General features: G+C 35.2%; 16 protein-coding genes. 7 read left to right on the plus strand and 9 right to left on the minus strand.

The features are described 5' to 3' along the window. The first annotated feature begins 52 nt into the window (after window positions 1–52). A complete protein-coding gene (kdpDN, locus tag PSR14_RS04580; protein ID WP_073535891.1) occupies window positions 53–1207 on the plus strand; it encodes a KdpD-like non-kinase potassium sensor in 1155 nt (384 codons plus the stop codon). Window positions 1208–1229: 22 nt separating this feature from the next. Here kdpDN and PSR14_RS04585 read toward each other — a convergent pair whose 3' ends face one another. Continuing rightward, window positions 1230–2411, minus strand: a complete 1182-nt coding sequence (locus tag PSR14_RS04585; RefSeq protein WP_074533043.1) for an MFS transporter — start codon at window positions 2409–2411, stop codon at window positions 1230–1232. A 139-nt stretch (window positions 2412–2550) separates the two neighbouring features. On the opposite strand from PSR14_RS04585, the gene PSR14_RS04590 reads away from it, so the two are divergent. Together PSR14_RS04590 and PSR14_RS04595 are read left to right on the plus strand one after the other, a co-directional pair. Beyond that, a complete protein-coding gene (locus PSR14_RS04590) occupies window positions 2551–3012 on the plus strand; it encodes a MarR family transcriptional regulator (protein WP_000384218.1) in 462 nt (153 codons plus the stop codon). Window positions 3013–3140: 128 nt separating this feature from the next. After that, window positions 3141–3995, plus strand: coding sequence for a patatin family protein (locus PSR14_RS04595; protein WP_000892678.1), 855 nt, complete (start codon window positions 3141–3143; stop codon window positions 3993–3995). 259 nt (window positions 3996–4254) lie between these two features. On the opposite strand, the gene PSR14_RS04600 is transcribed toward PSR14_RS04595, so the two are convergent. Beyond that, window positions 4255–5484, minus strand: coding sequence for an IS110 family transposase (locus PSR14_RS04600; protein ID WP_098487274.1), 1230 nt, complete (start codon window positions 5482–5484; stop codon window positions 4255–4257). A gap of 371 nt (window positions 5485–5855) precedes the next feature. On the opposite strand from PSR14_RS04600, the gene PSR14_RS04605 reads away from it, so the two are divergent. Beyond that, window positions 5856–6059, plus strand: coding sequence for a hypothetical protein (locus PSR14_RS04605; RefSeq protein ID WP_000432811.1), 204 nt, complete (start codon window positions 5856–5858; stop codon window positions 6057–6059). 97 nt (window positions 6060–6156) lie between these two features. Here PSR14_RS04605 and PSR14_RS04610 read toward each other — a convergent pair whose 3' ends face one another. Then, on the minus strand, window positions 6157–7458 hold the full coding sequence (locus PSR14_RS04610) for an NCS2 family permease (RefSeq protein WP_000482726.1): 1302 nt from the start codon (window positions 7456–7458) through the stop codon (window positions 6157–6159). A gap of 201 nt (window positions 7459–7659) precedes the next feature. Here PSR14_RS04610 and PSR14_RS04615 point away from each other — a divergent pair, with 201 nt between their 5' ends. The 3 genes from PSR14_RS04615 to PSR14_RS04625 all read left to right on the plus strand — a co-directional run bounded on the left by PSR14_RS04615 (window position 7660) and on the right by PSR14_RS04625 (window position 9710). Further along, window positions 7660–8526 (plus strand): SDR family oxidoreductase, encoded by an 867-nt coding sequence (locus PSR14_RS04615; RefSeq protein ID WP_001136277.1) that lies wholly within the window; start codon window positions 7660–7662, stop codon window positions 8524–8526. Between the two features lie 66 nt (window positions 8527–8592). Continuing rightward, window positions 8593–9354 carry a L,D-transpeptidase gene (locus PSR14_RS04620; RefSeq protein ID WP_000732025.1) on the plus strand — a complete coding sequence of 254 codons (762 nt, stop codon included), beginning with the start codon at window positions 8593–8595 and terminating at the stop codon, window positions 9352–9354. A gap of 104 nt (window positions 9355–9458) precedes the next feature. Beyond that, a complete protein-coding gene (locus tag PSR14_RS04625) occupies window positions 9459–9710 on the plus strand; it encodes a hypothetical protein (protein ID WP_000834195.1) in 252 nt (83 codons plus the stop codon). Between the two features lie 33 nt (window positions 9711–9743). Here the strand turns inward: PSR14_RS04625 and PSR14_RS04630 are convergent, their stop codons facing one another. From PSR14_RS04630 to PSR14_RS04655, 6 genes are all read right to left on the minus strand, one after another. Next, on the minus strand, window positions 9744–9959 hold the full coding sequence (locus tag PSR14_RS04630; protein ID WP_001115486.1) for a DUF1540 domain-containing protein: 216 nt from the start codon (window positions 9957–9959) through the stop codon (window positions 9744–9746). Between the two features lie 72 nt (window positions 9960–10031). Further along, window positions 10032–10451, minus strand: a complete 420-nt coding sequence (locus PSR14_RS04635; protein ID WP_000738457.1) for a thioredoxin family protein — start codon at window positions 10449–10451, stop codon at window positions 10032–10034. Between the two features lie 12 nt (window positions 10452–10463). Further along, window positions 10464–10883, minus strand: coding sequence for a disulfide oxidoreductase (locus PSR14_RS04640; RefSeq protein WP_000532258.1), 420 nt, complete (start codon window positions 10881–10883; stop codon window positions 10464–10466). 165 nt (window positions 10884–11048) lie between these two features. Next, entirely contained in the window at window positions 11049–11297 is a 249-nt protein-coding gene (locus PSR14_RS04645) for a YhdB family protein (protein ID WP_001195458.1), read from the minus strand. A gap of 115 nt (window positions 11298–11412) precedes the next feature. Next, window positions 11413–11925, minus strand: coding sequence for a PCYCGC domain-containing protein (locus tag PSR14_RS04650; RefSeq protein WP_000761036.1), 513 nt, complete (start codon window positions 11923–11925; stop codon window positions 11413–11415). Between the two features lie 45 nt (window positions 11926–11970). Beyond that, window positions 11971–13080, minus strand: coding sequence for a GerAB/ArcD/ProY family transporter (locus tag PSR14_RS04655; protein WP_001095022.1), 1110 nt, complete (start codon window positions 13078–13080; stop codon window positions 11971–11973). Window positions 13081–13090: the final 10 nt, after the last annotated feature.

Consider the following 13090-nt stretch of genomic DNA (forward strand, 5'->3'; position numbering starts at 1 on the left):
AGTGCTACCTCAATCTAACGGATTGAGGTAGTGTTGTTTCGAAAGAAAGGTTGTGTGTGTTTTGTATGCAGATGACTATAAACCGACGTTTCAAAGGCGAACGCCAGAGGAATATTTAGAATATATTCGTCAGCAAAATCGTGGGAAGTTAAAGCTATATGTAGGGGCTGCTCCAGGAGTAGGGAAAAGTTATAAAATGCTCTATGATGCTAGAGAGATGAAAAAGGACGGTACGGATATTGTAATTGGTTTAATTGAAACGCACGGGAGAAAAGAGACGGAAGAAGCAATTGCTGATTTAGAAAAAGTTCCTTTGAAAGAAATACAGTATAAAGGAAAAGTATTTTATGAGCTTGATGTGGAAGGCATTATAAAACGTGCGCCGCAAGTAGTTGTAGTGGATGAACTTGCGCATAGTAATATTCCCAGCTCTAAAAATAAGAAGCGTTATATGGATGTACAAGAATTGTTAGAGGCTGGTATATCCGTATTGTCAGCGTTTAACATCCAACATTTAGAAAGCGTTCATGACATTGTAGCTCAAATTACAAATGTAAAAGTAAGAGAACGTATCCCAGATTTTATTTTGCAAAAGGCGAATGAAATTCAGCTAGTTGATGCAACGCCGGAAGTGTTAAGGAAAAGACTAATAGATGGAAAGATATATAAGGAAGAAAAAATACAGCAAAGCTTACAAAATTTCTTTACGCTTAATAATTTAGGAGCACTAAGAGAATTATCACTTCGGGAAGTCGCTGACGATATGGACGAAAAGATTAGTCAAACAGTGATAGAACCAATCGGAGTGAAAGAAAAAATTCTCGTTTGTGTACAGTACAGTTCAACAGCAGAGAAATTAATAAGACGGGGCTGGCGCATGGCTGATCGCTTAAACGCTGAATTGTATGTATTCAATGTTGAAAGAGAAAATATAGACTCTCTTTCAGCTAGTAAAAAACAAACAATTGAAGAGTGGAAGGCGCTCACGAATCAATTTGATGCAAGTTTTGTATTAGAAGAAGCAAAAGGAAGAAAGCCAGCGGATGTTATTATTGAAGTCGCGAAAAGATTGCAAGTAACACAAATTTTACTTGGGCAATCAGCGAGAACGCGGTGGGAAGAAATTCGAAAAGGTTCTATTGTAAATGAAATTATGAGACAGACGAAACATATTGATATTCATATTGTTGCGGATCAAAGAGTTTAAAATAGAGACCATCTGTAGGTCTCTATTTTGCTTTTTGTGTGGCAGGGAAGCGTAGCATTTTCATTGCATATAAGATTACAAGTAAAAATATAATTGCGCCTAGGAAGAAAATCCAAAAGTAATTTTGGTTAAATAAAAGAAATCCACCTATAAGTGGGCCTGTGCCCATACCAAGATAGCGGATGAAGTTGTACATACCGATAGCTGTTGCGCGTTCTTGTACGAATTCTTCCGTTAACAAAGTAGTGTGAGTTGGCATAGAAAGTCCCATACTAAAACCGTACAAAGATGTAACGATAATGATGAATGGGATATTAATGCTATATGTGAAAGAGAATAAAACGACACATATAATATTGAAGAAACTCGTAATAAATAAAGTTTGCTTTGTTGTGAGGCGTTTTTGCAAAAACTTGTAGCAAAAACTTCCCAGCATGATAGAAAGAGACATTGGTACAAACATAAGACCAATTTCCTTTACAGTTAAATGAAATGAATTTGTTAAAATACTCGGTAAAAAAACGAGAAAGCAAAAGTAAATACAAAATTGAATGAAGCCAATAAGAGTAATAGAAAATCCAGTTTTATTTTTTAAGATAAACCAGTAATTCTTTTTTGCTTGCGGTTGCTTCATTACAGTAGGTTTTGTTTCTGGAAGTAGTGAAAGGTTTATCATTAATAAAAGAATGCCAAGTATAGATAAAAATAGAAATACAGATAAGTGGCCATTTATACTGCCGAGATAACCACCAATGAGAGGACCAATCGCAGGTGCGAGGGCAAGTAACATTTGGTATAGGCTCATCGCTTCTCCGCGTTCTTTTCCTTCAAATAAATCGCCGATAATCGTTGCTGAAACTACAGGTATAGCCGCTATTCCTATGGCTTGAACAGCTCTAAAAAAGAGAAATAAATAAATGTTTGCCGAAAAAGCACATCCGATTGAACCAATTGTACTAATGACTAAACTAGGGATAAGGACAGATTTTCTCCCTTTTGTATCAATGAAAGGTCCATATACGAGCTGCATAATTGCAAGAATGAACGTGAAAAGTGAAACTGTTACATTTACAAGATAAAGAGAAGTATGAAAAGAACCTTGAATCATGGGCAAGATAGGTGTGTAAATATTTTGAGCGAAGGAACCAAGTAAGGCACTAATACAGACAACATATAAACTGAAATGTAGTTTGGATTTTTTCATTATGTTAACCTCCCCTTTTTTAGTTTCCTTGGAAACTAAATTTAGTTTAACATGTTTTTCTCACTTGTAAATATGAAAAAATGATTTTAAAATGGTATATAGCTAAATTGTTTCTTTGGAAACTTAGGGGGTGAACAGATTGGATTATGCAACGAAACAAATGGAAATACTTTCGGACATTCGTACACTTTTGCATAAAAGAGAAGAACATTTGAAAGGACAAAATGAGAAGTTTCTTCGTGAGACAGGTGTAAGTGGTATGTCTTTATCTGAGTTACATGTAATCGAGTGTATCGGGAAAAATGGTCTGATGAATGTAACGGCAATTACGATAGAAATGGGAATGACGAAGGGTGCGATTTCTAAAGTTTGTACAAAGTTGTTCCAAAAGAAATTCGTTGAGAAGATGCAAATGTTAGACAATCAAAAAGAAATTTTCTTTCGCTTAACGGAAAGCGGAAATGAAATATATAAAGCTCATGATAAATTGCATAAACAAGCTGAAGAAAAGTGGCTGTTACTCTTAGATAGATATACGAAAGAAGAACAAGATTTTATTCAGAGGTTTATAAAGGATGTCTCTGATCATTTGGAAATATAATTGGAAGAAAAAATTCCGTTTTCTCAAGTCTTTTAAATATAATTTCTGAAAGAACTCATATATAATAGAAACAGATACTTAACATGGTGAATAATTAAAGAGTCAATATATATAGAGGAGAGAGTAACATGCTTGAAAATACAGGGTTAGTATTAGAAGGCGGCGGTATGCGTGGTGTATATACGGGCGGGATATTAGAATACTTTATGGAACAAGATTTATATTTTCCATATGTAATCGGTGTATCAGCTGGTGCTTGTCATGCAGCGTCGTATCTTTCCAGACAAAGAAATAGAAATAAAACAGTAAATATTGATTATGCATCACATCCGAAATATTTATCGTATAAAAACTTATGGAGAAAACGTCAGCTATTTGATATGGATTTTATTTTTCATGAAATCCCAGAAAAGCATGTGCCGTTTGATTTTGAAACATACTTTAATAGCCCAGAGCGTTTCCTTGTAGGAACGACGGATTGTGAAACAGGACAGTCTGTTTATTTTGAAAAAGAGGGAACGAATGACGATGCACTAAATTTATTACAAGCTTCTAGTTCATTACCTTTCATTGCACCAGTAGTAAATTATCGTGGTAAGCAATTATTAGATGGCGGGATTTCAGATCCAATTCCAGTTCGTAAAGCACAGGAAGATGGATTTAAAAAATCAGTCGTAATTTTAACAAGAAATCACGGTTACGCAAAGAAAAAATCAAGATTTGGGTGGATTGCTGCGAAAGCTTATAAAAAATATCCGAATCTTGTTAACACGATGCTAAATCGCTATGAAGTGTATAATGAAACACTTCACTACATTGAAAAAGAAGAACAAGCGGGTAATTTATTTGTTATTCGTCCAGAAGTACCGCTTCAAGTAGATCGTATGGAAAAAGATACAGCAAAACTACAAAATCTATATGAGCAAGGCTATGAAGATGCAAAGAGACAGTTTGCAGATTTAAAAGCGTTCTTGCAAAAATAATAATTAGGCTGTGGAGATGGGATTCTCTGCAGTCTTTTTTATTATTGGTTTCGATACCGAATGTTGGTTATACACGTTTTTAGATTATGGTATAATATGGATAAAAGTATGTAGACCTGCGGTAGTATGTCAACTTAGAAATAACAAAGTTTAAAGTTGTCAAAGGTCAATTTGTTTAAAAAAGGCATCACAAAACTAAACCAGTAACGAATGTAATTTACTGGAAAATAATGAAAGGTAGCGATGACAAAATTTTATGTCATTCTTTCACACACCTTCCAGGCGTAAAAAGTTGGTGGCTACGTAGTAGCGCATCCACCAATCGCACAAATTTTCTTGCGGTTAGAACGAGTGCACGTTTGTGTTGATGTTTTGGTACTTCATTATATTTTTTCACGTAATACTCTTGATAATCTGATACATGCTTTCTTACTGAATTGGCGGCTTCAACTAAGTAATAACGCAAGTAATGATTACCTGTACGGGATAATGAAGTATCTTCGGCTGTAAAACGACCGGATTGGTGCTTTCGCCAGTATAATCCAGCGTATTTGGCTATTTTTGTTTCATCGTCAAATCTTTCGATTTGGCCAATTTCAGCAATGATACCGGCAGCGAAAACAGGGCCTACTCCAGGAATAGATTCAAGTGTTTGGGTCAAACCAGCCATGATTTTTTTAATAGACTTTTCTAATTCCTTGATTTGCTGTTGAAACGTACGAATGACTGCGATGGATGTACCTAAGATGACATCTATTGAATCTTCTACAACCTTATCCAAGCGATAAGAAACTTTCACAGCTTTGTGAATGGATGCTGCTACGCATTTTGGATCACCAAAACGGTTTCGACTTTTTTTCTGTAGGAACTCAGCGAGTTCTTCTAAAGGCATATTAGCGAGTTCCTCTAAGCTGAATTTTTCAAGAAATAGTTCTGTCATGGCGCTACCGAATACGGAAGTATCCACCTCTTGTGAAAATGTATTACATTTAAAACTTAGGTGTTGAAGAAAGTGTTGTTTTTCTTTCGTTAACATTTTGACAAGTTGGTATCGTGATCGAGTTAATTGCTGCAGTGCCACGTACTGGCTTTCTTTTACGATAGACATTTGATTACGGCCAAATCGTAAGTAATCAGCAATGACAAAGGCATCAATCTCATCGGTTTTATTCATGTCAGAATAACTTTTCTTAAAATTTGCGACTTGCTTTGGGTTTAGGAGAAATACTTTTGCTCCAAAACGCTGTAAATCTATATCATGGTGAAGAAACATAGAAGGATGAAAGCTGTAAACAGAGGTGGATTCTAGACCAATCTTAAGGATGTCGACCTCTTTACCTGCAACACACTGTAATAATTTTTCTTTGAGTGTAGTAGCTCCCGGTAGGTCATTACTGACCGAAAAAGAATCCAGTTTTTCTCCATCACCATTTAAAAAGCAAACTTTCATATCAAACGAACTTACATCTAAACCAACAAATAATCTCATGTAAGAGACCTCCCTTCTATATTAGAATCATTTCTTGGACGTCTCGAGATATCTCTAGTGTGTACGCCGACCAACAACCTCGTGTATGAGAGCTAGTCCTGAATCGAAAGCCGCCCTAGAGCTACTATCATCTAGGTTCGAGGGTCAGGCTGCTCAGCCTGCGAGTAGGGAGTCCCGCACGTTCACTGAGAAACACTCTTCAAATGTGGTAAATCCACAGGAGGTGAAAGAATTGTCCCAAATGATCCTAAAATCATTATCTAGAAATATCTTGGGACGTCCAAGTATTTTTATTTATAGGGCTCTTATTAAGAAGAAAATCTAAGCCTGTAATAGGGCTTAAATATTAATATACGAGAGAGGTGATACATATGGAAAATGTATATAAAGGGCTTAGACATACTGGATTTATTATGATGCTTATTTTTGGTGGGGTATTTTTACTGCGCTGGTTCATTCATGATGAAATGCTACTGGATCAGCTTATTGGATTTAGTGTAGGAATGGTAATGGTTGTTTCGTCAGTTTTCATTCAAAAGTATAGTAAAGAATTACAGGTAGAAGAGAAATATTAAAAGATTATAAGCTCCTTCATATTTTGGAGGGACCGTTATAGTTTGAATGATTGTTATAAAAGAAAAGTAGAGCATCGAAATCCGATGCTCTACTTTTTTAATGTGGTAAGAATATCAATTGATAAGCAAACAAAATTCCAAATACATATACAAGTGGGTGAACAGCACGGAATTTACCTTTTGCCACTTTCATAAGTGGATATGAAATAAATCCAAGTGCAATACCTGTTGCGATACTTGATGTAAGTGGCATGCTTAAGATTACTAAGAATGCTGGGAATGCTTCATCAAATGCGTCCCAATCGATGTGGCGAACTGAACCCATCATAAGACTACCAACGATAATTAATGATGGTGCAGTAATAGCTGATACACCAGAAACGGCACTTACTAATGGTCCGAAGAATGCTGCTAGTGCGAATAGAACAGCTACTGTAACAGTTGTTAAACCAGTACGACCACCAGCTGCAACACCAGCAGAAGATTCAATGTAAGCTGTTGATGGTGTTGTTCCGAACATAGAACCGATTGTTGCTGAGAATGAGTCAGATAGAAGAGCTCGTCCAGCTTTTGGAAGTTTTCCATCTTTCATAAATCCACCTTGTTGAGCAACGCCAAGTAATGTACCTGTTGTATCGAATAATGTAACAAGGAAGAATGAGAATACAACGCCGTATAATCCGTAGTTAATTACGTCAGATACAGCAGTAATTGGATTTGAAACGATAATTCCTTCTGGTAATCCAGGCATTGATGTAACACCGTTTGAGAATGATAATTGTCCCGTGAAGAAAGCGATAATACCAGTTAATAACATACCGATAAATAGTGCGCCATTTACATTTAAAGACATAAGAACAATCGTAATTCCAAGTCCAGCTAATGCTAGTAGTACTGGAGCAGAGTGAAGATCACCAAGTCCAACTAAGTTTGCTTCATTTTTTGTAACGATACCTGTTAAACGTAAACCGATAAAGGCGATGAAAAGACCGATACCAGCAGTAATTGCATGTTTTAAGTTTTCAGGAATTGCTTCCATTAATTTTGTACGGAAAGATGTGAATGATAACAAAATTAAAATCATACCTGCTACGAATACAGCAGAGAATGCAATTGCGAAAGTCATGCCTTCATGAGCCTTTACAACAGAGTAAGAGAAGTAAGCATTTAATCCCATACCTGGTGCAATTGCGATTGGTAAGTTTGTAAAGATCGCCATAAATAATGTTCCGACAACAGCAGCGATAATGGTTGCTGTAAATGCTTGTTCAAATGGAACACCTGCATCCCCAAGGATAACTGGGTTTACGACAATGATATATGCCATTGTTAAGAAGGTAATAATACCTGCCATAATTTCAGTTTTAATAGAAGTTTTATGTTTTGAAAGGTTAAACATATAAACATCCTTTCTGTTTACGAATAATTTTCACAACAGTTATATATAATATTCGTTTTTTATCTATTTTGCAATAGTTTTGCATAAAAAGTTTACAACAATTCATATTTTGTGTCTTAAATTCGAATATTAATCGTAATATGATGTGCGAATTTCAGTTTTTATTATGCACATTATAAGAAAAAGGAGTTGAAAGAAATTATGCCGCAGCAAAAAAACTTTGTAACAATGCCGGCGCAACATCAAAATAAACAGCCTGGCATTGAATCATTAATGAATCCTCTACCGCAGTTTGAAGATCCAAATTATAAAGGAAGCGAAAAGTTAAAAGGAAAGAATGTATTAATTACAGGTGGAGATAGCGGAATTGGACGAGCTGTTTCTATCGCTTTTGCGAAAGAGGGAGCAAATATTGCGATTGCGTATTTAGATGAGGAGGGGGATGCAAATGAGACGAAACAATATGTTGAGAAAGAAGGCGTAAAGTGCGTATTGTTGCCAGGTGATTTAAGTGATGAACAGCATTGTAAAGATATTGTACAAGAGACTGTCCGGCAGCTAGGTAGTTTGAATATTTTAGTAAATAATGTCGCACAGCAATATCCGCAGCAAGGACTAGAGTATATTACAGCAGAACAGCTAGAAAAGACTTTTCGTATTAATATTTTTTCTTATTTTCACGTTGCGAAAGCCGCACTTTCTCATTTAAAGCAAGGGGATGTCATTATAAATACCGCGTCTATCGTTGCATACGAAGGAAATGAAACGTTAATTGATTATTCTGCAACGAAAGGGGCAATCGTTGCTTTCACAAGATCACTTTCTCAGTCATTAGTGCAAAAAGGGATTCGTGTAAATGGTGTTGCGCCAGGACCAATTTGGACACCACTTATTCCATCGAGCTTTGATGAGAAAAAAGTATCACAGTTTGGAAGCAATGTTCCAATGCAAAGACCTGGACAACCATATGAATTAGCGCCAGCATATGTATATTTAGCGTCTGGTGATTCATCCTATATTACCGGGCAAATGATACATGTAAATGGGGGCGTTATTGTAAATGGATAGTTTTCATTTATAAGAGCAAAGTAAAGTTAATTCCACTTATTATAGTGAGCGCTAGGGGGGGTATAGATGAAAAAGCTATGTTTCGTCATACTATTATTTTTCATTCTACCGGTTAGTGCTTTTGCTAGTACAGATCATTTAATATTAGTGAATCTTACGACAAACCAGTTGTCTTTTTTTGAAAATGGAAATTATACAAAAACATTCCCCGTAACAACTGGAAGAGATCGTACACCTACGCCTGAAGGTAATTTTTGTATTATAACTAAATATAAAAATAAAGAATACCATCGAAAAAAAATAGCTGGTGGTGCACCAAATAACCCTCTTGGTACGAGATGGCTTGGACTAGATAAAAATGAATATGCGATTCATGGGACAAATCGGGAATGGACAATTGGAAGTAGGGAATCAAATGGCTGTATTCGTATGCATGACAGGGATATACAGTGGTTATATGACCGAGTTCAATTACAGACGAAAGTAATCATTTCTCGGTTTCATACGAGCCCGGAATATGAAGCGAATAAGCTTGGTTATCGTGTTGTGAGCTGGAATGGTCGTAAAGTAGAAGAAGAGCAAATTGGTATGCTTACGTTAGTAGATCGCGTGGATATATATTGGCAAGAACCGAATGGACAGCTAACGAAAGTGAAAATGGTATTGCCAAACGAAAGATATGCAGTGTACTCAAAACGAAAAGATGGAATATATTATATAGGAAACAATTTGTATATTGTGGATGAAACAGGAGAAAAAATTCGTTATGAGCAAATTCCTTCTTCGATTTTAAGTAATATATATAAACGAAAATATAATGTTCCGTAATAGGCTACCGTATTATAGACGGTAGCTTATTTCTACTTCCAGTTTAACTGCAACTATTGTACTTTGCTGAATATAATACAGTACAGATAGGGGGCGGTTACATTATGAAAAGTGAATTTGCGTTTAAAGTTTTCTTAGTAACGACCTGTTTATTTATCGTGTATTTGTATGCTTTTCTCGTCTTTTCGTTTTATGTTCCATACGTTGATTTAATATTGTTCTTCGGATTTATTTGGGCATTTGTTAAGGCAAGGGAAGGGGAGAAAAGTATATATCGGCGTATTACGTTATGCGGGACAGCCGTTCTCGTTATTTTGTACTTTTTTATTATGCATGATTTTTGGAGGGGAATGTAAAAAAGCATACGATTAGTCGTATGCTTTTTATGTTTAATATTTTGGCTTAAATGTATGACAACAAGTCTCTACACTTGTTGCTACAGAACTTTCTAGCGTCTCGTTCGTTAAAACTGCACTTGTATACGATTCATTTTCAGTTTGACCAGTTTCATCCGCATCTGGCTGAACGATAATCGCACTTGCTTGACAAAAGTTACCTTGTCCCCAAAATGAACAATTGGAAACAGAGCATCTTACTTCTGGCATAAAACCCCCTCCTTATACATTAGTTTGGAATTTTACGTCCATTTCATGTGTAGAAGGAGTTTCCTTTTCTCGTTATTTTTTCGTTTGTTCAAACCATTCTTTAAACTTTTCTTTTGATTGTTCTCCGCTAATACGGCTTACTTCTTTACCATCTTTAAAATGAATAATCGTTGGCGTTCCTTTAATATCGTACTTATCCCAAGGCTCGTTTAAATTTTCAATATCAATTACTTTCATATCAACATTTAAATCTTTCGCTAAAGGTACAACAATAGGAGAGACCTTTTGACAATGAACGCAAGAGGTTTGATAAAAGTAAATCGTTTGTTCTTTTTTATCTTCTATATTTTTATTGAGATCTTCAAGAGAAATTTTATTTGAGTAGTAACCTTTTTCATCTGTCGATGCGTTTTTCTTTTCCATTTGAGTTACAGCAAAGATTGCCGCAAATAAGACGATAATAATACCGCCAAATATAAGCATTTTTTTCATTCTTTCATCTCCTTATTTGTTTTTGATGACAATAAAGCTACAAACAGCGATTGTAATAAAGCCGATAAGTGCTAAAAACGGGATTGTCACAAAGCCGAACCAGTTTATGTATTCTCCCGTACATGGTACACGGCCGCAAGCTGCCCCTGCAGCCGAAAATGCTGCGACTTTTTGAATTGCATAGTGATATAAAGAAATACAAGCACCAATACTTGCGATCGGTAAAGAATAACTTGCGATGCGATAATCTTTTTTTACTACAGCGATACCGAGCCATAAAACGAATGGATACATGAAAATGCGTTGATACCAACAAAGGACACAAGGCTCAAATTTCATGATTTCGGAAAAGTATAGACTTCCTAGTGTAGCAATAAACGAAGCTCCCCACGCGGTAAATAAAGCATATTCTTGCTTTTTTTCTCGTCCCATATTTTATACCTCTCTTATAATAGTTACATACTAAATTATAGTATGAAGTGGTACAGAAAAGAAAGAAAAAATATGTTTATCAATAAAAGTTTTATACGGGGAAACTTTTATTGATATGAACATTTTAAAAAAGCGCTATTCTCCAGAAGAGAATAGCGCTATAGTTTACATTTGAATTTGCTCTACTTCTTCTATATGTGACTTTTGGGATGCATGGTCAATATATTGAAATAGGAGCTGCAATTGTTTATCAACTTCTGGCAGTTCTTTACTGTATTGATAAGCGTGTAAAAAATGCTCAATACGCTTAGAAAATAATTGATCGTTCGTTTGAACCATGAGAACGAGTAATTTATCCCAATTACAGCAATACGTGTAATAGAGAGCTTTATCATAGTCGTTATATGTTTGCACTGTGTACCCTCCTTACCGAGAGTTATATATAGTGTGTGATAAGTAAGGAGAAATACACTTGAAAGAATTTGTTAAGAAAAAAAGTGAATGAAAAAACGAGGTATGTCCTCGTTTTTTAAGCTTTTGGCATTGGCGTAGGTGTTGGTTTTCCGTATCCTTCTTTGTATTTATTATCGATATAGTTACGAATTTCAAGCGTTGATTTTCCTTTTTGTTTCATCGAAGCAGATTCAACTGCGATTTCTAGGCAATTGACGCAAGTCGTTGCATGAGAATCCCAAACAACTTCACCATTCTTTTTAATTTCACGAATAAAACAATTTTTATTATTTTTATGTCCTACACTTTCACCGCAACCGCAGTAACATGGAATCCAATCTAATAGTTCTGCATTTTGTCCAGCGACAGTATAGATATCTTTCATTTGTGGATCAAGCTTGTCTAGGAAGGTAGGAAGTGTGTCGACTCCTTTTGTTTTCTCTTGAATGTCAGCTTGCTGAGTGTGCGATGCGTGGTCATGTTCTTCTTTTTTTGATTCAGAAGATTTTTGGTCATTTGTACTAGTACTTCCGCATCCAGCAAGAATTAAACTCAGTACTGCAAGTAAAGAAAATACATACTTTTTCATTCGCTTGTCCCCTTTACAAATGTATTAATCAAATTGTATCAGAGATTACGGTGTGTCGGGTGAAGATTTTTTTGACCGATTTTTGAAATGCCATCGTAGTGAATGGAATAGAAATAAAATCGGGATATAAGCGTATACAATATATAAGCCAGCTTGAGATAGTACTGTATTTAATGTGTTGATACTTTCACGGTTTTTAAAAAATAAAGAAGCTGTAAAAACGATGAAAATAAAAAACGGTAATGTAAATTTAAATGAAATATGAAATGAACGCTTCATCGTTTGGCATGATGACCAAATAGTTAAACAAAGGTTTGGCAAAATAATCAGAAACCAAACAAAAATAATAATATATTCAAACCGTTGAATGAAAGGAACTTTAATTATTTTTAACATCGTTAAAGTAGGCCAAATAGTATGATTTAATTGTCCTTCACTATAATACATAAAAGATACAATAGCTAAAACTACATAAATCAAAGTGCTAAAAAAAATTCCTGCATGAGCCCATCTTTTTAAAGACTTACCTTTTTCAATAAATGGATAGAAGATAAGGATTGTTTCAAAGCCGAGAAACTCTAATGCAGATTGCTTTGCAGATATAAGCATGTCAAAAGGTGAATGTGTAAAAATAGGTAAAATATTACGGAAATGAGCGTATTTCATTGGATAAATTAAAAAGAATACAACGAAAATAGGAAGAACGACTCCCCAAAAACATATTCCGGTTACAGAGCGAAATCCACCCTTTATAATATAGCAAGTCACTAATAAAAACATAAAGGTTAGTTTCCATAATTTAATGGTAGGGAAAATCCAAACTTGTATCACTTCCATATATGTACGAAGAACAGTAAGGCAAAATAATAAGCAATAAAGAGTGAAAATCACGGAAAATATAGAACCAATCCATTTTCCAAAAGTTGTTGTATGAATGCTAATTAAATCTCCGTCTTTTTCTAACATTTTTAACATACAAAACAGCACAATATGGGTTGCAATCCCCGCAATAATAAGAGAAATCCAGGCATCATAACCAGCGTTTTTTAAAATTACACGTTGATACCCAAGAACTCCTATTCCAATTTGAAGCGAATGTAATAATATAAAGGCAAAGTATGGAGAGACTGTCTTTGCTTTATTCATTGTATTCATTGCTTATTTC

Source organism: Bacillus sp. A01H (genome assembly GCF_045277205.1).
GTDB lineage: Bacteria > Bacillota > Bacilli > Bacillales > Bacillaceae_G > Bacillus_A > Bacillus_A paranthracis.

Excerpts from the sequence above, each read along its gene's own strand:
- PSR14_RS04585 (WP_074533043.1), bottom strand. The coding sequence starts at position 2,411 with ATGAAAAAATCCAAACTACATTTCAGTTTATATGTTGTCTGTATTAGT.
- PSR14_RS04595 (WP_000892678.1), top strand. The coding sequence starts at position 3,141 with ATGCTTGAAAATACAGGGTTAGTATTAGAAGGCGGCGGTATGCGTGGT.
- PSR14_RS04600 (WP_098487274.1), bottom strand. The coding sequence starts at position 5,484 with ATGAGATTATTTGTTGGTTTAGATGTAAGTTCGTTTGATATGAAAGTT.
- PSR14_RS04605 (WP_000432811.1), top strand. The coding sequence starts at position 5,856 with ATGGAAAATGTATATAAAGGGCTTAGACATACTGGATTTATTATGATG.
- PSR14_RS04610 (WP_000482726.1), bottom strand. The coding sequence starts at position 7,458 with ATGTTTAACCTTTCAAAACATAAAACTTCTATTAAAACTGAAATTATG.
- PSR14_RS04615 (WP_001136277.1), top strand. The coding sequence starts at position 7,660 with ATGCCGCAGCAAAAAAACTTTGTAACAATGCCGGCGCAACATCAAAAT.
- PSR14_RS04620 (WP_000732025.1), top strand. The coding sequence starts at position 8,593 with ATGAAAAAGCTATGTTTCGTCATACTATTATTTTTCATTCTACCGGTT.
- PSR14_RS04625 (WP_000834195.1), top strand. The coding sequence starts at position 9,459 with ATGAAAAGTGAATTTGCGTTTAAAGTTTTCTTAGTAACGACCTGTTTA.
- PSR14_RS04630 (WP_001115486.1), bottom strand. The coding sequence starts at position 9,959 with ATGCCAGAAGTAAGATGCTCTGTTTCCAATTGTTCATTTTGGGGACAA.
- PSR14_RS04635 (WP_000738457.1), bottom strand. The coding sequence starts at position 10,451 with ATGAAAAAAATGCTTATATTTGGCGGTATTATTATCGTCTTATTTGCG.
- PSR14_RS04640 (WP_000532258.1), bottom strand. The coding sequence starts at position 10,883 with ATGGGACGAGAAAAAAAGCAAGAATATGCTTTATTTACCGCGTGGGGA.
- PSR14_RS04650 (WP_000761036.1), bottom strand. The coding sequence starts at position 11,925 with ATGAAAAAGTATGTATTTTCTTTACTTGCAGTACTGAGTTTAATTCTT.
- PSR14_RS04655 (WP_001095022.1), bottom strand. The coding sequence starts at position 13,080 with ATGAATACAATGAATAAAGCAAAGACAGTCTCTCCATACTTTGCCTTT.